Origin of the sequence: Bacteroides sp. BFG-637, from assembly GCF_024793605.1 — a bacterium.
Taxonomy (GTDB): domain Bacteria; phylum Bacteroidota; class Bacteroidia; order Bacteroidales; family Bacteroidaceae; genus Bacteroides; species Bacteroides vicugnae.
Genome location: NZ_JANUPD010000002.1, coordinates 1,488,774 through 1,510,066, shown reverse-complemented (window position 1 = coordinate 1,510,066; position 21,293 = coordinate 1,488,774). Strand labels below are relative to the sequence as shown.

Annotated in this window: 13 protein-coding genes; 3 read left to right on the top strand and 10 right to left on the bottom strand. The window is 44.9% G+C overall.

What is annotated here, in order from left to right:
- The first annotated feature begins 7 nt into the window (after nt 1-7).
- The 3 genes from NXX38_RS06230 to NXX38_RS06220 all read left to right on the top strand — a co-directional run bounded on the left by NXX38_RS06230 (nt 8) and on the right by NXX38_RS06220 (nt 9,020).
- Nucleotides 8-6,796, top strand: coding sequence for a CotH kinase family protein (locus NXX38_RS06230; protein ID WP_258978840.1), 6,789 nt, complete (start codon nt 8-10; stop codon nt 6,794-6,796).
- 432 nt (nt 6,797-7,228) lie between these two features.
- Nucleotides 7,229-8,524 (top strand): reverse transcriptase domain-containing protein, encoded by a 1,296-nt coding sequence (locus NXX38_RS06225; RefSeq protein ID WP_004325875.1) that lies wholly within the window; start codon nt 7,229-7,231, stop codon nt 8,522-8,524.
- Between the two features lies 1 nt (nt 8,525).
- A complete protein-coding gene (locus NXX38_RS06220; protein WP_004325876.1) occupies nt 8,526-9,020 on the top strand; it encodes a hypothetical protein in 495 nt (164 codons plus the stop codon).
- Between the two features lie 49 nt (nt 9,021-9,069).
- Here NXX38_RS06220 and NXX38_RS06215 read toward each other — a convergent pair whose 3' ends face one another.
- The 10 genes from NXX38_RS06215 to NXX38_RS06170 all read right to left on the bottom strand — a co-directional run bounded on the left by NXX38_RS06215 (nt 9,070) and on the right by NXX38_RS06170 (nt 21,290).
- Nucleotides 9,070-10,215: a site-specific integrase gene (locus NXX38_RS06215; RefSeq protein ID WP_004303351.1), complete on the bottom strand. Its 1,146-nt coding sequence runs from the start codon at nt 10,213-10,215 to the stop codon at nt 9,070-9,072.
- Between the two features lie 133 nt (nt 10,216-10,348).
- Nucleotides 10,349-10,909 carry a dual OB domain-containing protein gene (locus tag NXX38_RS06210; protein ID WP_258978839.1) on the bottom strand — a complete coding sequence of 187 codons (561 nt, stop codon included), beginning with the start codon at nt 10,907-10,909 and terminating at the stop codon, nt 10,349-10,351.
- 1 nt (nt 10,910) lies between these two features.
- A complete protein-coding gene (locus NXX38_RS06205) occupies nt 10,911-11,390 on the bottom strand; it encodes a DUF488 domain-containing protein (protein ID WP_258978838.1) in 480 nt (159 codons plus the stop codon).
- A gap of 235 nt (nt 11,391-11,625) precedes the next feature.
- On the bottom strand, nt 11,626-11,949 hold the full coding sequence (locus tag NXX38_RS06200) for a DUF488 domain-containing protein (RefSeq protein ID WP_258978837.1): 324 nt from the start codon (nt 11,947-11,949) through the stop codon (nt 11,626-11,628).
- Nucleotides 11,950-12,041: 92 nt separating this feature from the next.
- Nucleotides 12,042-13,187, bottom strand: coding sequence for a site-specific integrase (locus NXX38_RS06195; RefSeq protein ID WP_258978836.1), 1,146 nt, complete (start codon nt 13,185-13,187; stop codon nt 12,042-12,044).
- Nucleotides 13,188-13,469: 282 nt separating this feature from the next.
- On the bottom strand, nt 13,470-14,612 hold the full coding sequence (araJ, locus tag NXX38_RS06190) for an MFS transporter AraJ (RefSeq protein WP_258978834.1): 1,143 nt from the start codon (nt 14,610-14,612) through the stop codon (nt 13,470-13,472).
- 175 nt (nt 14,613-14,787) lie between these two features.
- Nucleotides 14,788-16,203 (bottom strand): S9 family peptidase, encoded by a 1,416-nt coding sequence (locus tag NXX38_RS06185; protein WP_258978832.1) that lies wholly within the window; start codon nt 16,201-16,203, stop codon nt 14,788-14,790.
- Between the two features lie 174 nt (nt 16,204-16,377).
- Nucleotides 16,378-17,589, bottom strand: coding sequence for an alginate lyase family protein (locus NXX38_RS06180; RefSeq protein WP_148367675.1), 1,212 nt, complete (start codon nt 17,587-17,589; stop codon nt 16,378-16,380).
- Between the two features lie 60 nt (nt 17,590-17,649).
- Nucleotides 17,650-18,900 carry a glycoside hydrolase family 88 protein gene (locus NXX38_RS06175; protein ID WP_258978830.1) on the bottom strand — a complete coding sequence of 417 codons (1,251 nt, stop codon included), beginning with the start codon at nt 18,898-18,900 and terminating at the stop codon, nt 17,650-17,652.
- A gap of 8 nt (nt 18,901-18,908) precedes the next feature.
- Entirely contained in the window at nt 18,909-21,290 is a 2,382-nt protein-coding gene (locus tag NXX38_RS06170; RefSeq protein WP_258978829.1) for a glycoside hydrolase family 95 protein, read from the bottom strand.
- Nucleotides 21,291-21,293: the final 3 nt, after the last annotated feature.

Here is a 21,293-nt window from a genome sequence, read left to right as displayed (position 1 = left end):
TATCTATATGGCAACACAGGAGTATATCGATGATCTTATTATAGTCATTGAAACCGCGGAGGACGCGGAAAGCGTTACCAACCAAATGGTGGCGGCGGTTCTTGGCTTCTTGAACGAACACCTGAAACTGGTTTCCCAGGGTAAGGAAATCGAGGCGGAGGAAGCCGCCCGCATTGCCGCCGATGCAGCCTTGCAGAAGGCTATCGACGCCGTTTCTCTACGTATCGACCGGCTTGTCGGCAACAACGCTTCGCAGGCAATCGACAACTTTAACGAAATTCTTGCTTTTCTGGACGGGCTTAAAGACAGTGATTCGCTGGCCGCATTGCTGGCCGATATCAACGCCCGTATCGGCAGCGAAGACGGTTCACAGAGTGAAGACGGTTCCCTTTGGGGAAAGCTGAAAAGTCTGTCCCAGGATATTAGCAGTTGTTCCGAGGACATAAGCACGTTGCAGGCAGACCGTGACGAAATGAAACAGGAGTTGCAGGAAACTGCCGGGCGTCTGTCTTCCACCTTTACCAATGTAAACAACCTCTTGAACGCCGGCAGCGTTTATAGTGATCTGTCGGGGGTGTTTGCAGCATTGAAAACGGCGGGGAAGATTGACGATGTCCGGAAAAACGGCGTGATCCTTTCTTTCCTCACTGCCGACGGCTGGGTGACGAAACAATTTAAAGGCAATCCGGACACGGATTTTGAGAATGTCGAAAAGTGGGAGGATTTCGGCAGCGGCGGTTCAGGCGGCGGGAATACCTATAATGTAACCGGCAGTGTGCCGCTTACGGAAGGTTTCTATACCCTGGCTTCCGCCATTGCCGCGGTACCGGAGAAGTGGCGCGGCCGGGGGCGTGTCATCACCTTTGAAACATCGCTCGGCAAATGGGAGACGTACCAGTTTACCGGAACCGCCCTGGATGCCTGGGACCAGGAGGCGAGCTGGGAAGAGTTCGGCGGCAAAGGAACGGTAAAGAGCGTAACGGTAAACGGCGAGAAGCAGACGCCGGACGCGGCCGGTAATGTGAATGTAAACGTGGATATCCTGGAAGTGGACGAGACTTTGTCCGCCGATTCCACCAATCCGGTAGAAAACAAGGTAGTAACCGCCCGTTTTAACGAGGTGGACGCTTCCACGCTGTTTAACGTAAATGCGGAGGTAAGCGAGGATGAAACATCCGTCCGTCTGTCTTTCCAGAACAAAAGCGGCGCGGAAATTACCGCCGTGGATATCCCGGCCGGTTCCGGTGGAGGTTCCGGCGAAACGGTGGCTACTAAAATTGTCTTGAATGCGGCTGTAGATAACGCCATAATCAAGGAAGGCGGAAACGCCCGTCTTACTTATACATACGATCACCAATACACCACGGGGGATGAAAAGGGGGAATCTACCGGGCAAAAGGCGGATATCACCGTTACGATCAGGCGTGGAACAACTACCATGTATTCCCAGACGGTCAGCGATGTTTCCAAAGGCAGTTACGAACTGGACCTTTCAAGTTACTTGCTTGTTGGGAATACCGATATTTACGTAGTGGCAACCACAACCGATCCGACTACCGGCAAGAAACAGACCCGACAGGCGTTTACATCCGTGAAGGTTGTCAGCCTTTCCCTTACCAGCTCTTACAATCTGGCCGGGGCCATAGCCGCAGGCGGTTATACCCTGGCCGACACGATTAATATCCCTTATGCCGTGAGCGGTTCCGGAACAAAGGTCGTCACGCTTTATCTGAACGGCCGGCAACAGAACGCGCACACCATTACAAGATCGGGAACGACAAACGGCAGTTTCAGTTTGTCCCCCTCTTCGCTTGTGACCGGCCGGAATACCGTTCAAATGGTTGCCGAAATGGAGGCTTCCGCCGATCTCGTGTTAAAGTCTGAAAGTATCTATATTGATATTCTGAAATCCGGAGGATCGGCACCGTTCATCGGCACGATGATGAGTTTTCCGGACGGCCGTATTTTTACGGAGGACCATCTTGTTCCGCGCTTGGAAGCGGGGCAGTACGAACAGGTAAAATTTGACTTTGTGGCTTATGATCCTGACGCAACGCCGGCTCAAATGGACGTTTACCGGGACGGGGTGAAAACGCAGTCTGTCAGTGTGGCCCGTACTACGCAGACATATACCAACCGTTTTACGGAGCAGGGCGAGATCACTATGAAATTTAAGACGGGGGCCACGGAATACCCGTTTTATATCGACGTAACGGAAAGCGGGATCGACTTGCAGGAAACTACCGCCGGGCTTGTACTGAAACTTTCGGCAGCCGGGCGGAGCAACAGCGAATCCGATCCGGGAGCCTGGGATTATGGCGACATACATACGACATTTTCTGGTTTCGACTGGAGCAGCAACGGCTGGACGGGTGACGCCCTGAAACTTACGGGAGGCGCGAAGATTGAAATCGGGTACCGGCCGTTCTCCACGGATGCAACCACTACCGGGGCTACCTATGAAATGGAAATTCTTTGTTCGTCGGTAACGGACCGGCAGGGGGTGATACTGGACTGTATGGCCGGCGATATCGGTTTCCAGATGACAACGGAGCAGGCCCTTATGCGTGTTTCCGGCGGTACGGAAGTAAGTACGAAGTTTGCAAGTGATATGAACCTGAAAATGGCCTTTATTGTCGGGGCCAAGGCCGGTAAGCGGTTGCTGGAACTTTATGTAAACGGAATCCGTTGCGGAGCGGTGCAGTATGGGGCTACCGAAGGATTACTGCAGGCGGAACCGGTGAACATCCGTTTGTTCAGTGATACGGCGGATGTGGAGATCAGGAATTTCCGTATTTATAACCGTGCGCTTACGGATGATGAAGAATTGAACAATTACATGGTAGACCGGACTACGTCGGACGAAATGGTCCTGTTATTTGAAAAGAATGATGTTACGGGGGACAACGGTACGGATATCGACATAGACAAGTTACGCGCCCAGGGAAAGGCGGTTATGCGAATTGTCGGCGATGTGAACCTTGTCAACGCCACCAATAACAAGAAATTCGAGGTACCGGTCGATATCTATTTTTATAGCCCGCAGGGTAAGGAGTACGATTTTGTAGCAAGGAATGTCGGTCTAAGAATACAGGGTACATCATCCACCACTTATCCGCGTAAGAATTACCGTCTTTATTTCTTGCGCCTGGAAAAATACGGTACCACGCTGGAAGTTAACGGCGTGGATGTGCCGTCCCTTGAATACAGTTTCAAACCGGGAGCACGGCCGATCAGTATATTCTGTTTGAAAGCGGACTTTTCCGATTCTTCCGGTACACATAATACCGGTGCGGTGCGTATTGTGAACGACGTTTGGAAGAGGTGCGGGTGGCTGACACCGCCGCAGGCTGCATATAAGGGGGAATATGACGTACGTATAGGCGTGGACGGTTTCCCTATGGACCTGTTTTATGACAACGACGGCACCGGTGCGAATACTTATCTGGGAAAATACAATTTCAATAATGAGAAGTCGGAAAGTGCGATCATTTACGGTTTTGAAGGAATTGAAGGATTCAACGACGAAGCGGCCCTGAACGGGCAGCGTAACAAATGTATCTGTCTGGAGTTCCTGAACAACTCCGAGGCCCTTTGTCTGTTCGGGACTACCGACATGTCTTCTTTTGATGATGCGCTGGAATTTCGTTTCAAGGCGGACACTACCTGGGCGGATGCACACGAGGACGACAAGGCGGCAGTTACAAGGCTTTGGAACTGGATCGATTCATGTAAGGATGATCCCGCCAAGTTCCTGGCGGAATATAACCAGTATTTCGGTAATGACAGCCCGTTTGCATGGTATCTGATTACCGATTACTTTATGGCTGTGGATAACCGGGCAAAAAACATGATGCTGGCGACTTGGGACTCTCTGATCTGGTATTTCCTTCCTTACGATATGGACACGCTGTTCGGTGTGCGTAATGATTCGGTACTGAAATACGAATATACCATTACCCACGAAAGTTTTGACGATAGTATCGGTAGTTATGCTTTTGCCGGCCATGATTCCGTTTTATGGGAACTGGTACGGTCTTGTCCGGACAAATTGCGTGAAGTGGCGGAAACCTTGCGTAGCAATATGAGCCTTGAATATGTCCTGCAAGTATTTAACGAGGAACAAATGGGCAACTGGTGCGAGCGGATTTATAACAAGGATTCGGAATATAAATATATCCTTCCGCTTACCGAAGGGGTGACAACCGGCAGCGGAACCAGTTATTATAATTATCTGTATGCCTTGCAGGGAAGCCGTTATGCGCACCGTACTTATACCATTCAGAACCGTTTCGCCCTTTTGGATAGTCAGTATGTGGCCGGTACTTACCGTCGTGACAGCTTCGCGGCTTATTTCGGATACAAGTTCGGCAGCGATAACCGGAAAATTCGGATTACGGCCTCCGAACGGTATTATTACGGGTACGGGTACACGTCCGGAACACCGCACCAAAGCGCGGTACTTGCAGAAACGGCCGGGGCTGTGGTGGAACTGACAATGGACACGGATTTAATTGTAAACGATCCGCAATATTTCTACGGTGCAAGCCGTATTCGCGGGCTTGATCTGACGGATGTAGCCCACGCCATTGTCGGCACGTTGAACCTGAACAACTGCACGGCCTTGCGTGAACTGAATGTTAGTTGTGAGGCCGGACAGACGACATTTAACGCCCTTCTGGTGGGTAATTGCCGTAATCTTCGAAAACTCGACATATCCGGACTTAAATCTTCTTCCTTTACCGGTATGGACCTTTCAAGTAATACCAAACTTGAAACCTTCCTGGCCGGTGATACATCCCTTACCGGTGTGACATTTGCCGGCGGTGCGCCTCTGGCCGTTTGCGTCCTTCCCGGAACTTTGCAGACGCTCGAACTCCGGTACCTGAACAAACTAACCAATGCAGGGCTGCAGCTGGAAGGTACGGCAAATATCACGCGCCTTGTGATTGATAACTGTAGCCTGATCGACTGGAACACGTTATTACAGCAATGCAGTGCGACCAGCTATCTACGAATTACCGGTATAGATATGGACGGGAACGGTAATTTGCTTCGCAGGCTTATGACAATGGGCGGCGTTGATGAAGACGGGGGAAACGTGCAGACGTGCCGCCTGGTAGGTACGTACCGGCTCACCCAGTCCATGTCGGATGAAGAGTACGCCGCCACCTGTGCACATTTCCCGGAACTGAATATCATTCAGCCGCAGTTTGTCGGTATAAAAATAGATCAGACGGTAGGAGACGGGGAAAAGATTACGAATCTGGATAACTCTACCGGATATGACTATAATACTGAATTTACCCCGTCTTCCCATATATTGGAAGTGTTGTCGAAAAGACGTTGTATTCTGGCTAAAAAGACGGCGGAGGGTGAAATGACCTGTTACCCGCTTCATGATGAGAACCGAAATAAATACGCGGATAGTGACAGCGTGGAGAACGCCACGGATGCAGTATTAACCGGATCGGAAGGTGAAGTTTACATATATGAGCCTCATTACTGGTACAAGGGAGTAACGGACGTGCTGAATCAGTGCCTTTACGGTTTTATTTCAAGTAATGAGGATGCGCCGGCAGCAGCAGGGTACACCAGTATAAGATTTACCCGCGAGGAACTGGATGTGACGGAAGGGATCGGGATTCGTAAGAATACGGATTACACAACCATTGAAGAGGCGAAGAATGAATACGAATCCGGATCGTTCGCCCTGGTGGACGTCCGGGATTACAAGCAGGTTCGTTTTCCCGGTTTTGCTTCTACTCTTTACGGTGCTGTATTTATAGATGATGCCGGGAAAATAGTAAGTCGGATCAGCGTTTCAAATGCGAACGGTTTTATCAATGGTATGTATCTGTTTTGTGCCGTTCCTGTAGGGGCTACGAAACTGGCCTTTACTTTCCTTAATTCGGCGGCCTTCGATTTCGTTTTACTCACAACATCGGAAAGTGTGGAAGCGATCGAGCCGGACTGGGTAGAGCATACGGAATGCCTGGGCGGTGTTTATGAAGCCTATCTGATTGATGATGTGCTGCGTTCTGTCAGTGGTGTTTCAAGTGTAGGAACTATTTCACAGAGCCAGGCAGTCAAATACGCCCAGAACAGGGGCAAAGGTTTCCAGCTGTTCGACTGGGAGATGCACAAGGATGTGGGTAATCTGCATTTCTTTAAATACGGTAATACCGATTCGCAGGGAGTTTGCGGATATGGAACAAACAATTACCAGAAAGTGACAGGCCTTACAAATGCGCTGGGGATGCGTGATACGGTTTCTTATTATAAGGAAAAGGGCGGTTCCAATCCACAGGCGGAAGGTGCTTACCGGGACGGTGTAAATTATCAGTCCGTCAATGTGCTGGGATATGAGAATTTCCAGGGAAACAAGGCGGAATGGTTGCAGTATGTCACAGTAAACAAGACGGCGGCGGACGGAAGGTGGTTTATTACCATGCCGGACGGAACGGAACGCGTTGTACAGGGAATTACTGTTTATAATGCGGATATTTATCCTACCCACATGGTTTGGGGCCGGTATATGGATTTGATTGCGGCCAAGGAAGGCGGTTCCACTTCCTCTCATTGGTTCGACAGGTTCTATGTGGGTACCGGGCTTTCTCGTGTGGTGTATCGGTCGAGCCACCACGCGTACGCGTTTGGCGGTGTTTCGTATGCGGACGCGAATTACGATTCATCGAGCACGAATGCGAACATCGGCGTTCGGCTTGCCTTCAGGGGCATCATACGCTGGGCGGGTAGCGTCGCGGCCTTTAAAGCCATAAATCAGGCAGATTAAGATAAAAAATAGCAACGTAAAACGTTGTGCGGGTAGCGCAGGCGTCCGGAAGTAAGACGGGTGCCGGTGCTTCCTGAAAGTACAAAGGCGGATTTCCTCATATACACTCGTGTGGTGTATCGGTCGAACAACAACGCGAACGCGTTAGGCGGTGTTTCGTATGCGAACGCGAATAACGATTCATCGAACACGAATGCGAACATCGGCGTTCGGCTTGCAAACAATTAGGATAAAGAAAAAGCGCATAAGCCTTAAAGATTGGCGTACAACAGTGGGGACGTGTCCCCGGCGTGGAGCCAAGAGGAATGAGCCTCGCCAACAGCAGCCGTTTACGGCTGGAAAGGGGAAAAATAAAGCGCAGGGCAATGGGGTTTGGTAGGAATTTTTTTCGAAGAAGCCCGGCCCGGGGAATTGAAGGCTAATTTAATTATCATGTGGAGAGAAGATAATATTATAGAAGAGATTGTCGAGGACTCCAATATAGAGGACGCCATAAAAACGGTATTGCGCAAAAGAAGACGAAAGCGCAGCTTTGCCGGGCGTAGAATACTGGCGGATGTCCCGAAGGCAGTAGAGAGGATCAGGCAGCGGATCAGGAGTGGGCGGTTCAAGCTCGGAGGATATCGGGAAATGACCGTAGACGACGGGCCGAAGGTAAGGACCGTACAATCGGTTTCCCTGGAGGACAGGATCGTTCTTAACGCTGTTATGAATGTGGTGGACCGGCATTTGAAAGTACGTTTTATCCGGACTACTTCCGCATCCATTAAAAACAGGGGAACGCATGACCTTTTACAGTATATCGTTAAAGATATAAAGGATGATCCCGAAGGAACCCTGTTCGGGTACCAGTTCGATATAACGAAATTCTATGAAAGCGTAGACCAGGACATTTTGCTGGATGCAGTGAAAAAGATGTTCAAGGATAAAATATTAATCGGAATCCTGGAAGAGTGCATCCGCATGATGCCTAAAGGCGTAAGTATCGGGCTAAGATCATCACAGGGGCTTTGTAATTTGCTTCTATCCATTTACCTGGATCACCGGTTAAAGGATCAGGAGGCAGTAGCACACTATTACCGGTATTGTGACGACGGTCTGGTGCTTTCCGGTAGTAAGAAATACCTTTGGAAGGTTAGGGATATCATTCATGAACAGGCCCGTAAAGCCCGCCTGGAGATTAAAAGCAATGATACCGTTTTCCCGATCACCGAAGGTATCGACTTCCTGGGATATGTAACCCGCCCGGATCATGTACGGTTAAGGAAGCGTAACAAACAAAAGTTCGCCCGCAAGATGCACAAGGTTAAAAGCAAGAAACGCAGGCAGGAGCTGACCGCCTCATTTTACGGGCTTACAAAACATGCCGATTGCAAGAACTTATTTTATAAACTAACAGGAAAGAAAATGAAAAAATTAAAAGATCTGGGCTACAAGTACAAGCCTAAAGACGGACGGAAACGATTTACCGGGGCAAGGATCAAGTCGCCCGAACTGATGAACAAGGATGTGATCGTACTTGATTATGAAAAGGATGTTCCGACGAAAAACGGAAACCGGACTGTTATAAAGCTGGAACTCGACGGCAAGGAGAGAAAGTATTTTACCAGCCTGGAGGAAACACTTTTCATTTGTGAATCAGCGGCAAGAGACGGAGAACTGCCTTTTGAAGCACATTGCGAAGGTGAAGTAAGTGAAAAAGGATTGATAATTATACATTTTACTTGAAATGATACGAATTTATGCAGACAGCAAGGCGGAACCGGTAAGATGTACCAACCGCCGCCGGGGAATCTGGCGTATTACGTGGGATTACCAGGAAACAGAGACAGCAGAAGGAGTGCAGCGTAGTTACATGGAAGAGACGTTCGATCATCTACCCGCACTGGCAGAAATCAAGGCGGTTATTAATGAATGGTATAACCGGAAGATAACCGACACGATCGAAAGCGGGTACGTATGGAACGGCCTGAAAGTCTGGCTTTCCATGGAGAACCAGATGAATTATAAGACGGCGTACGATCTTGCCTTGCAGACAGGCGGGGAAAACCTTCCTGTTACTTTCAAGCTCGGGGAAGAAGACAACCCGACGTTTTACGAGTTTGCAAGTATGCAGCAACTACAAGAGTTTTACACCGGTGCCGTGAAACATATACAGGAGACACAAAAGGAAGGCTGGGAACTTAAAAAGGCGATAGACTGGAGCGTTTATACGTTGGAGTAGAAAAAGTGAAGGGGGAAGCGGGAAACACGTTTCCCCTTCACTCTTTTAGTTATAACATATCATCAAAGGCGTGTATTCCCGCTTCGCGTTCATCTTCCAGAGCATGTGCGTAAACCATTGTCATAGTTATAGAACTATGTCCCAAAAGGTGGGATAGCGTTACGATATCATGTGTTTTCTTATAATACAAGGTAGCGAATGTATGCCGCCCGGTCTTTGAACTGATATCCTTTGTTATTCCTACTTTACCGGCTATTGTTTTCAATACCCGGTTTATATCCTGATCCGTGGGAAGGTTCATAAACAAGTTACCTTTTGTACGTCCGGCCCGGTAATATTCATAGATATAACGTGCCGGGTCCGATAAGGGTACAGTTACCGGTATTTTTGTCTTACCTCGTGTGTAGTGTAGTTCATTCCCTATGAACTGGTTTATCTGCAATGCTTTTGCATCGCCTATATGCAAAGAAGTAAAACAAAGAAACAGAAAAAAACGGAGTACGTTCTGGGTACATTCTTCCAGGCGGCCGGACCGGTACAAGGCGGTCAGACGGAGGAGTTCTTCTTCCGTCAGGTATATAACTTCACTTTTGGGGCGACGTATCTTTATGGCCGCGAACGGGTCCTGGTCCATATAACCGCCGCGTATGGCGGCACCTACATATATTTTGATAGTAGCCATGTTACGCCATGCCGTAGAATCCATGTTACCTATTTTGCGAAGATATGCAAAGAAAGACAGGAGAAATTCGTGGGTAATCTCTGAAAATACAAGGCCGGGTGCGAATGTTTCCAGTTTCTTGATGATAGAAACGTGATGTTTCCAGGTACCGAAAGAAATAGTTTTGCTAATTTGTTTGAGGTAAACCCGTGCAAAATCAAAGAAGGTACCAAAATCGGAGGGATTGTTATACTGGCGGAAGAAACTTTCTTTTGTCAGCGTCTCATTTTTAAGACGGGCACGGACAAATATATCGCTTACTCGTGAACGGATATTGGAGATGATTAAATTTTTATCCTTACTTTCTTTGTCCCGGCCTTTTATCACTTCGTTTTGCTCATCCCATTCTTTAGAGGTGACACTTAACCTTACCGCGATCCTTATTTTCTCGCGGTTGATATAAAATTCCACATACAGGGGGAGCCGGTCGGTTTTGCCTTTTTTGCCTTGTCTTACAACTCTTATTGCCGTCATTTTTATATGCCTATTTTATGCCTGTAGAGGGGATATGCCTACAAATATGCCTACACAGGCAGGTTATTAAAAGTTAAACGGGGCGAAAGTAAAACGTTTAATATCAGCTATTTAAAGAAAAATCCGATAACATTTAACTGTTACCGGATGTTAATAGTGATTCTTTGGGAATTATGTCTTCTGTAGGTTGTAGCCCTACATATTTAATTTGTATCTCAGAACTCCAAGGATCATCGGTTTGGTATTTATACCGAACTTTTCCTTTAGAATCTATACTTTTTATTAGGTCTTTATCGGCAATCCAAAAAGAAACACTGTTTTGTGGAATTTTTGAAGAATTTATGTATCCACTTCCATTAGTTGTAAATTTTAGAGCCTTATCAAATAAATTATCAATATTACCTCTGCATATACTGATATTTCTTTTTGTTATAAAGTCAATCATGCTTATGCCATCTTTTAGTCGTCCTACATATTTAGAACTTTGTACTAAAATGTCTTCGATATGGGGTGGGGTCGGATTTTGTTTTTCTATGAATGTAATATCATAAGCCTCATTGATTTTAAATGGACAATCGTCAGATTGATTGTGACCATTGTTATCAAGCAATCGTACAAATCTTCCATCAAAAGTTATGCCTCCAACGCATACTCCTGTATTCATGTGTGTTTTTGATACTATTAGAACTTTCATTTTATAGGTGTTTAATGAAATTATTGTATTTAAGGTGTAAAGCTTTTGCTACTATAGAACGATGACATGCTTCAGGATGTTCTTCAACGCAGAATAGAGCTATTTTCTGAGAATTGTTTTCTTTTAATGTATGTATTAATGTATCAAAATCAAACTGTGATAATATTTTGTTCTTATACTCAATTTCAAATACTTTTCCGATTTCTATCCGAGCAGATTTCGATATTCCATTCTTCTTATCTATTTCTTTTTGTAGCTCTCGAATTTCAGTAGTTGGAGATAATTGGCTTATATATAAATATTTAATTCCATATTCTTTTAATTTGTTTTGTAAATAGGTACTATTTACATATGCGTATTTTTTACCTCTAATTCCTCTTCGTTGTCGAATATCGCAAAATGTATCTATTCCATTTTCTTTTAGCTTTGTAAAGAAAGATTGTTCTGTAGAGCCATATACCCCAATTGTGTAGAATTCCATATTTTATTAGATGTATTTTTTTCTTGATGTGAAATGTTCTTCGCCAAATATGGTATTAAGACCATCGCCATTAGTTAGTTCGAAAATTACTTGGTTTTGTGTTTTCTCTTTCTCAATACCAATGATATGTCTTAATTCAATTCCCATTTTTTGTAGTTCAACTCCAATGAGTTTTGCTCTATGGCATTCTTTGGGATTGCTTTCACTGCATAAAATGCAAACATTAAATCCTTTACTATTTGCATTTTGTAATCTTTTTTAATCCTTCGATGAAAAACTCTCTGTTTTTTAGCTTGTTATAATCGACTTTACCATCAGTATAACACGTTCTATCTAAAGGTAATCCCCCTAATAAATCTCCCATATATCCATACTTAATGTGGTATTCTTCTACAGAATATTTGAGGAAGCCTTGGTTAAAATGAGTATAAAATTTAGAATATGGTTTAGAGCGTATATCAACAAGAAACTCAATATCGAAACTTTGTAGTTCCAATATAAGCTCTTTGATATCCTTGCTTCCATGTCCTATGGAAAATATGTGACTTAATTGTTCCATATATTCTTTTTGAATAGATTCTATACTATTACAAAAGTAACAAAATCTTTTTAATGTGGTTCTAATTTTACTTTTTTTATTTTGATTGTTAGCTAATCTGTGAAGTTGGGTATCAGGTCAATAGCTTTCTTCTTGCTTTCATCCACAATCTTAGCATATATTTGCGTAACTTGAATATTTGTATGCCCAAGTAATTTTGATACAGTATATAAATCTGCTCCAAGTGTAATCATCATGGTTGCATGGGTATGGCGGGATACATGGAATGTAAGATGTTTGTCTATTCCTGCACTTTCTGCCCATTTTGGCAATATTTCATTTGTCCTGCCCAATGATATTAAATCAGCGAAAACTTTGTCTGTGGGCTTTGCATTGCCTTTAGGAGGCAGTTGCTTTATAGCTTCACCACTTAGTGGTATTGAGATTGCTATTTTAGTTTTTTGCTGTACCATATTGAGGGTATATTTTCCTTCATTGTCTTCCTTTAAGTCACCCCATGTTAAGGCAGCTACATCGCAATGGCGAATACCACAAAAACAGCAGAAGAGGAAAGCTCGTTTTACCGTGTTATTGCGGAAATCTGTTTTTACCAAAATTTTCAACTCGTCTATGGTGAGAAATTCTCGCTTGGCTTGTACTTGCTTAGGCTTATCTTCCAATTTTATTTTATCCATAGGATTAGCAGGTAAAATATCTTCTGTTACAGCATAATTGATGCAATAACGAAGCATCTTGTAGTAGTGGGCACGTGTATTTGGGCTTATATATTTTTCTTTCTTACAATGTTGCTGTTTAGCTGTTTTTAGATATTCGACAAAACCAATAATGTATTCCTTATCAAGTTGTTTAAATGTAATCCCTGTCTTATCGTATCGCTGCAAATGATGGATAAGGGTATTAGAGGTGACCTTTCTGCCTGTCTTTTCTACATCTTTATCAGCTATGTACTGGATATAGTCAATCAACTTGATGTTTGACTTATTTTTACTGTTGCTGAAGCCATAGCGGTTATTTTGTATCTCAACGATTTTTTGAGCTTTGATGGCGTTTGCTAATTTCATGGTTTCCGCATTACGGTTCTTGGTTGCACGGTCTTTTTCTGGAACAAGATAGAGTTTTAGAAATTCATAGTTTCTTTTTCCATCTACATAGATGTCCAAGTAAATAGATTCATTTCCATTGTTCAGTTTCTTGGTTCTGATACGGATTGGCTCTTTTATTTTCACTTCTTTGCTCATGGTTAATTCTTGTTTGATACAATAGCAAAGATAGAAAATATTTTTGTTTTTGAGTAACAAACGAGTAACAGAAGTAACAAGAAACAAGGGTAGAGAAGGGAAAAATGAAGTAACAACAGAAAATGATAAATGAATGTAATATATTGATATATAGTATATTTGTATTCTTTTGTTATTTTGAATATGGCATTACCATTATTCCACATTGCAATGCCATTTATCTATTTCGTTTTATTTAGTTATCGATAATCTGACTGCAAAGATAGGTATTTTGATAGAGTTTTAGTATTTTGCCTGGTATTTCTTATAAAAAATCAAGAACAAAGTGAATCCGATCAAGGCAAACGGTACACCTGTCAGGGCAGGATAACGGTATCCGCCACTAACAGCTAGTCCGCCTACATAGGCACCGATGGCGTTTCCGAGATTGAACGCAACCTGTACGCAGGCTGCTCCCAACATTTCTCCTCCTTTTGCTACACGGATAATCAATATCTGTTCCGGACTGGATACAGCAAACAGTCCAGCCGTACAAAGGCACATTAACAGGGCAGCTGCCCATTTGTATGGAGAAAGGAAGAAAATAAGCAATAACATCATGCAGATGAGTGCTTGTGCGGCAGTTCCCACCTTTCCGGGAGTGTAACGATCGGAGAGACGGCCACTAATCAGGTTTCCCATCACCATACCGAAACCGGCAAGGATCATTAAAGGCGTAATGCTTTCTGCAGAGAAGCCGGACACATGGGTAAGCAGCGGATTGATGTAGCTATACCAACAGAATACACCACCGTTTCCTAAGGCTGTAGCACCGAGAATCAACCACGGAGCCGGAGTTTTAAGAAAACGGAACTGCCCTTTAAAGCCGGTGTCCTGCAAACCTTCTACATGGGGAACCCATCGCCAGATATAGTACATGATAACAATTCCCCAAATGCCGACTAAGAGGAAGGTGGCACGCCAGGAAAGCATGGTACTTAAAGAAGTTCCCAGAGGTACACCGAATAGGTTGGCAATGGTCATTCCCGCAATCATGATGGAGACGGCTTCCGAGCCTTTGCCTTTATCGGCCAGTTTCTCGGCAACAATAGAGCCTACTCCGAAGTATGCGCCATGAGGTAAGCCGGAGATGAAACGGGCAACGAGTAGCACCCAGTAATTGGGAGCCATAGCCGCACAGATGTTACCTATCATAATCAAGGTAACTAATACCAACAGAATATGTTTTAATGGATATTTGCGGGCCAATGTCAGTACAGGGGCACCGACACAGACTCCTAATGCATAAGCAGATATGAAATGCCCTGCGGTAGGAATACTAATACCTAAATCTTTTGCCACATCGGGCAAAATTCCCATCATCACAAATTCGGCAATACCCAATCCCAGTGTACCGAACGCCAATGCAATAAGACTCTTCTTCATACCAAACTTTACCTAATACCTGTTTTTTACCTGCCGCTTTTTTTATTTCGGCTGCAAAGGTAAAACAAAATCTTTCAAGGTGAGTTCAGACCGGACGATTTTGATTTAAATCAATTTATACAATGCTAGTGTGTAGCAAGATGATTGCCGGGAGGTTGGAAGATGGATAAAGCGACTATTTCGTTTGCTTTAGAATCCATTCCGCGATATCTTTTAAAACTTCCGGGCTGATGGTTTCCTCCAGTTGCCCGTATTCTGCCAGTGTTCCTTTTTCGCAAGTCTGAAACAGATGGTTTAAGTTGGGATAGGCTTTGATAGTTACATTTGTATTTCCATTTCCAGTGATTTTTTCTTGGATGGCGGTCAGGTTCATGGCGGCATCCATTTGAATGTCTTTTTCTCCGTTTAGTGCCAGAACCGGACATTTTAGTTCCTTCAAGTCTTCGGCCGGATCATATCGCATAAAATGCAGATACCACGGAGAAGTCATCGAATTGATTTGTGCAGATATCTGCTGGATGGTATTTAAATCTTTCAATTGTTCGGGAGACATTGTTTGGGTAATGTCTGCATATAATTCTTTCTGTAACTCTTCGGGAGTCTTATCCGTTTGTTGCAGTATGGCGTACCTGTTTCGTATAGACGGTTTTATCCCCTGCCAGACTGCATCCGGCATTCCCTGGGAGTTAGATATTAACTCTACCTGCTTCAACATCAGACTGTCACCTTTTACACCGGCCCCTGCCAATGAAACGACAAATGCGATCGACGGATCTTTTTTTGCAACGATGAATGCAATGATTCCGCCCGCACTATGTCCGATGATACCGATTTTCTTCGCATTAATTTCTTTTCTGCTGCGCAGATAATTGATAGCAGCCTCCGTATCTCTGGCAAAATCCTCATTGGTAGCTGTTGCGTGATTACCTTGTGAAGCGGCAGTTCCCCTATCATCACACCTAAGTACGGCAATTCCGTTCCGGGTCAGATAATCGGCGATGACGAGGAAAGGTTTGTGTCCCATGATTTCTTCATCCCGGTTCTGTGCACCGCTCCCTGTCACCATAACCACTGCCGGAAACTTAGTTCCCTTTTGGGGAAGAGTCAATGTTCCGGCAAGGTTGATGCCATCCTGCTCATTCCTCACAATGACCTCTTCACTTTTGTAGGGGAAAGGCGGTTGAGGCTCCTGCGGGCGCCTGGGGCGGCTGGCTTCTCCCTTTTCCAAATTCAACGGAATAGGCATTCCCTGTATAAACGTCCCACTGATTGTTTGATTACTATCCAATTTTCCTTTGTAAGAGGCATGGATAATGGGTATCTGGATTGTCAATATAGAATCATTGAAAGAAGTAGTCTGCGTCTTTATGCCGTTAGCTCCTTGGTCGGGGCTGTCCAATGTCGTCACATAAGTTCCCTGTTCTGTTTGACTGATATGGAATACAATAGTCAGTGAACCGGTGGGAATGGAAAGTTTTCCATGCCAGGTTCCCGAAATATCCTGGGCAGAAACAGGGGATGAAAAGAACACTCCGGCTACTACTAGTCCGGTAATGAGGGTAACGATGCGGGCGGCTTTAATTATTTTCATAAGAGGAAAAATTAGATTTGATCTTATTGTAAATATAAGATATAACAAAGGTAACAATTTTCCTCATTATAAAAATAAGACATTACCCAATCTTGTCAGAATCTGGTAATATCTTATTCAGAAACATCTTAATCTATTTCGATGTCGTGTAATATTTATAATATACCTATTGAATTATTCTAAACTATATAACAATCGCCTTCTGTCCGTGCTGGATGGCTTCAGATATTTTTGGCAGATCTCCTCCCAACCCGATTTATTGTCATAGAAAGAAGCACGGTGCAATATCCAACAACTTGTTTGCAACTCTTTTTCCCAATCCCTGCTTTGCTGGTATGGAAACTCACTTTGTGGCTTGCCGATAAAAGAAGCCATATACTTCAATGCTTTCGCGATGCAACGCCCGTCTTTGGAAGTGCTGTTGTAGACATCTATACCTAATGTATGGCCGATTGCACACATATCCATTATAAGAGCCAGATTGTAGTTTGTGTAACTAAGTCCGTTGGTGCGCTCCAGTTCTCTAAGTTGCCTGCCGTCGGGTTCGATTTGTGGGAACAATCGTAACTTTGCAAACTCACTGATTGTCTTCCGTGCCAGGACAGAATCTCCGGTGAAGAGCGCATATACCGTTTGTTGCACGTCGAAAGATACCCCATGATTATTTTCAGATGTCCGTGCCTCGTCGGCTACAGGACTGGTGCGAATCCATTCCAGATAATCGGTAAACCAATCTTTCAGACCGGAACGGTCTGCTGTTGTAAAGGCGGTGGAAGTATTCATCATCTCTACTGCATCCAGTAAATTGATAAACGAATAAACATCAATCATGCCGAACCCTCTGCCCTTGTTTCCATTATGACCCGGAATCATTTGTGCATAATTCATGTTGGGATTCATGCGAGTTTCAGGGTTCAGAAACCAGATGCGGGTGAGTTCAGCAGCTTTGGCTGCATATTTCTCATTGCCGGAGAAATAGTAGGCGATTCCTAAAGTCGATATATCATTAATTGTCTTTCCGATGTTCGTACAGTCACTCGTTGCATTAGGGTTGCGTACTCCGTCTTTGCGGATATAAGGCAGACCGTCGGGTTTCGTCGGATCGGGCCACCAGTAAGGTCCCATACTAATGTAGTCGTGTTTGTCCCCGCTACCCGCAACCATCGTTTTATCCATCACGGAGACAGGTTTACTTTTCAGGGCTTTGTCCGCCTCATTCATCAATTTAGTGATGGCAGATGCATATTCTTTTGACTCCATACGGGCTTTTACCTTAGCCAGTTTCTCTCCGTCGTATATTCTGGTAGATGGAATTTGAGCAGTTACCCTTCCTGCTCCGGTGAATAGGAAGAGAATGACCATCCATAATTTAGTAGATTTCTTCATGGTTTTATCCGTTAGTTTAAACAATTAAATATTCCGTTTTCTTACCGACATGATTTAATATTAAAACAGTTTACCCGTTTTTTCTAATTTGTTTTTACGCATCAACGCTTCTATGAAATAATAGTCGGCATAGACAATAGGTACGTCCACTTCCGTATTAGTCGGTTTGGTACCCGTGCTGTGCAATAACAGGAAACCGTTGTCTTTCTTTAGCGTAGCGCGATAATGCTTCGTCAGGTTCTCTATGATCTTATCTGCATTGCTCCTGTAGCGTTCCCCCTTTTCAGGATCATACAGGCTAAGTTCATAAAGTGCCGAAGCGATGACCGTAGCCGCTGAAACATCACGCGGCTCGTCGGGTATACCGGGCGCATCGAAATCCCAGTAAGGAATAAGATCCTCCGGCATATTGGGATGAGTAAAGAGGTACTTCTCTATGTTTTGTGCCTGCTCCAAAAACTCCGGTAACCGGGTTTCGCGATAACACATCGTATATCCGTAGAGCGCCCATGCCTGTCCGCGTGACCAGGCAGATTCATCGGCAAAGCCCTGATGAGTATTCTTTTTTAATACCTGCCCTGTAATTGTATCATAATCTATCACATGATAACTGCTGAAATCAGGCCGGAAATGATGCTTCATCGTAGTTCTTGCATGATCGACCGCTATCCGGTAAAACGTAGAGTCTTTGCTCTCCTTAGTAGCCCAGAACAGCAGTTCAAGGTTCATCATATTATCAATAATCACCGGACATAGCCATTTGGCCGTACTATGATCCCACGACCGGATAATCCCTGCCGCCGGTTTGAAGCGCATAGCGAGTGTGCGTGCTGATTGCAGCAAGACCTCTTTATAGTGTTCATCTTGCGTCAGACGGTATCCGTTGCCAAAGCTGCAATAGACTTTAAAACCCATGTCGTGAGTACTTCCGTTCATCTTTTCTTTCTCTAATATATCAGTATGTTGCTGGGCTTTCTTTTTCCAGAAATTGTTTTGGGTATATTCGTAAAGGAACCAAAGTTCTCCCGGAAAGAATCCGCTTGTCCAGTCTTTGGACGGCACCAGGTTCAGTGTCCCGTCCGGTTCCGAATTGCGGGGGTTGGTCAGTTCTCCCCAACCGTTCTTTTCCCGTTTCGCGCGGCTTTCGGGTGACTCATTGACGATGGCATAATCTATCTCATCAAAAGCAAACCGGAGCTGTTGCTGTGCAAACTCCATATTATCTTCAATGAGGTTGGTTGCCGGTTGGGGAGTGCAGGCGGCGAAACCTGCTCCCAGTGCCAGAATAGCTATTTGTTCTTTCAGGCTCATATCTTTTATTAATGGTTTAAGTAATAGGTATTTCCTTTTTGGGTGGCAAATCTGATGCGGTTCTTACTTTCCCGGATAGTTTTCACTTTCTTTCCTTTGGCGTCTTTGATTGTAAAATTGGCAATATCCTTGTATTGAATGACGCATTCGCCACCCGCTCTGGATAAGACATCCATTTGAGTCATGAGTCCCTGTTTCCAGAAAACGGAAACTACAAAGTTTCCCCGGGCTACCAAACCTTCATAACTTCCGTCTCTCCATGCAGCCGGCAGGGCGGGGAGCGGGTTGATATACCCTTCATGACTTTGAATCAACATTTCTGCTACTCCGGCAGTCCCTCCCAGGTTTCCGTCAATCTGGAAAGGCGGGTGCATATTCCACAGGTTTTCGAGGATGTATTTCTTCAATAACAGCTGGTATCGTTGGTATGCCATATCCCCGTCTTTTACCCGTGCCCATAAGTTTAAACGATGGGCGACACCCCATCCTGTCGATTTATCTCCCCGGTTGTTTAAAGTTACGGTAGCCGCCTTCAACCATTCGGGAGTCTCCGCATTAATCAGCGTACCCGGATAGAGTGCGCATAAATGCGAAATATGGCGATGGCGCGGATCTCCGATGTCACTATACTTTTTTTCTTCACGATATTCCTTTATCTGCCCCGATTCTCCGATCTGGATGGCATCCAGTTTGCCAATCTGCTCTTTTATCGTCCGGAGGAAAGGCGACTCCTCTTTCAGGATATCCGCTGCTTTCAATACATCATGAAAACTCTCCCAAATCATTCCCTGATCGAATGCACAACCTTTCGTCTGGTAGGTCGTACCGTTATGATATTGTTCAGGCGAAGAAGACGGATCAGCCAGCAAATATCCTTCCTCTGTCGGTTTCAGAGTTTTCGAAAGAAATTTGGCCATACCCAGCATGGCGGGATAAGAGTGTTTCTTCAGTATATCCTCATCCCTGGTGAAATCATAATAATCCCAGAATAATTTGGTGGTGAATCCTCCCGTTCCAGGTCCCGAATGTCCGCCGGGGCTATCTATTGAGAAAGCGTTTGCCCCCGTTCCGATGGTCCATCCGTTTTCTTCGGAGATGGCCGATAAGGCGTCAGGGTTATTCTTTTTGATATAACCTGTCGCTTTCTCGTTGGCCGATTGACGGAAAGCCTCATTGTATTCCACATAAGGAATAAATACTTCCGCCAGATTCGTGTTAAAGGCAGCCCAGTAATTCATTTGTATATTGATGTTATGCCAGTAGCCTCCGGACCAGGGCGCATATTCATACTGGCTCCATGCTCCCTGGAGATGGGGTGGCAACGAACCCTTTCTCGACGAAGCGATTAATAAATAACGTCCGTACTGGAACAATAATTCATCCATATATAAACTTTCTTTTCCTCTCTGATAGTCGTGCAACAGGCTGTCAGTCGGTATACCGGGAGTCTCATCACAAAGACGCAAGTCCACCCGGCTGAAGAGAGACTGGTAATCGGCTATATGCTCTTTGCACAATGCCTCATATCCTTTGTCGGCCGCTTTCTGTATGCATTGGCTGACAGCACGGTGCGGATGCTCGTTTCCGGTAAACTTATTTTCCGGAGATGCCGTGAATACCGAACTTTTCAGTTGATAAGCAGTTTGTGCATTAATCAGTAACACTACGCTGTCAGCCTGTTGTATGCGGATGGTTCCGTTGTTTCCCGATTCGTCGTTCATCGCTTTTAGCTGTCCCCCACTGGGAATTACTTTAATCTGCGCTTCATACGGAAGCCGGAAAAACTGTATATCTCCGGTCAGGGTAATCAAGTCATTCTGCGCTGATACCTTGCCTGTACGTCCGGTTCCTTCGTCGTTATATTCGTGCAGGTAAGGAAGCACGGGACGAAGAGTGAACGAAATCTTTCCGGGTTGGTCCGCTTTGAGCTTTACGACGATTACATTGCTTGGGTAGTTGGCGAAATATTCCCTTGTATAGTTCACACCCTCGTATTGGTAGTTTACCCTGGAGATAGCGTCGTTGAGGCGCAGTGAACGTTTGTAGTTCAATGGCTGGTCATGGTGAATACCCTCTATATATATTTCCGCAAAGTTGCCGATGCCCCCTTTCTTGTACGGTCCTTTGACGCCGAATGTTTTTTCTGTCAACTGAATACGCTCCGTATCCGTGCGTCCGAATATGCAAGCCCCCATATATCCGTTCCCTATGGGTAAAGACCATCTCTCCCAATATTTGTCATAAGGGAATCCGCGACTCTTTACAATGTTTTCAGCTCCTTCATTAGGTGCAGGCTGACTGTACCACAACGAATATTCTTTCTGTTGTGCTGATGCCGACGGCAGAATAAACAGATACATAATAAGTAAGAGGAATAGTCTGGTTTTCATATA

What these genes read in the sequence shown, in the direction of transcription:
- NXX38_RS06230 (WP_258978840.1), top strand. Translation starts at nt 8, where the DNA reads ATGGCAACACAGGAGTATATCGATGATCTTATTATAGTCATTGAAACC.
- NXX38_RS06225 (WP_004325875.1), top strand. Translation starts at nt 7,229, where the DNA reads ATGTGGAGAGAAGATAATATTATAGAAGAGATTGTCGAGGACTCCAAT.
- NXX38_RS06220 (WP_004325876.1), top strand. Translation starts at nt 8,526, where the DNA reads ATGATACGAATTTATGCAGACAGCAAGGCGGAACCGGTAAGATGTACC.
- NXX38_RS06215 (WP_004303351.1), bottom strand. Translation starts at nt 10,215, where the DNA reads ATGACGGCAATAAGAGTTGTAAGACAAGGCAAAAAAGGCAAAACCGAC.
- NXX38_RS06210 (WP_258978839.1), bottom strand. Translation starts at nt 10,909, where the DNA reads ATGAAAGTTCTAATAGTATCAAAAACACACATGAATACAGGAGTATGC.
- NXX38_RS06205 (WP_258978838.1), bottom strand. Translation starts at nt 11,390, where the DNA reads ATGGAATTCTACACAATTGGGGTATATGGCTCTACAGAACAATCTTTC.
- NXX38_RS06200 (WP_258978837.1), bottom strand. Translation starts at nt 11,949, where the DNA reads ATGGAACAATTAAGTCACATATTTTCCATAGGACATGGAAGCAAGGAT.
- NXX38_RS06195 (WP_258978836.1), bottom strand. Translation starts at nt 13,187, where the DNA reads ATGAGCAAAGAAGTGAAAATAAAAGAGCCAATCCGTATCAGAACCAAG.
- araJ (WP_258978834.1), bottom strand. Translation starts at nt 14,612, where the DNA reads ATGAAGAAGAGTCTTATTGCATTGGCGTTCGGTACACTGGGATTGGGT.
- NXX38_RS06185 (WP_258978832.1), bottom strand. Translation starts at nt 16,203, where the DNA reads ATGAAAATAATTAAAGCCGCCCGCATCGTTACCCTCATTACCGGACTA.
- NXX38_RS06180 (WP_148367675.1), bottom strand. Translation starts at nt 17,589, where the DNA reads ATGAAGAAATCTACTAAATTATGGATGGTCATTCTCTTCCTATTCACC.
- NXX38_RS06175 (WP_258978830.1), bottom strand. Translation starts at nt 18,900, where the DNA reads ATGAGCCTGAAAGAACAAATAGCTATTCTGGCACTGGGAGCAGGTTTC.
- NXX38_RS06170 (WP_258978829.1), bottom strand. Translation starts at nt 21,290, where the DNA reads ATGAAAACCAGACTATTCCTCTTACTTATTATGTATCTGTTTATTCTG.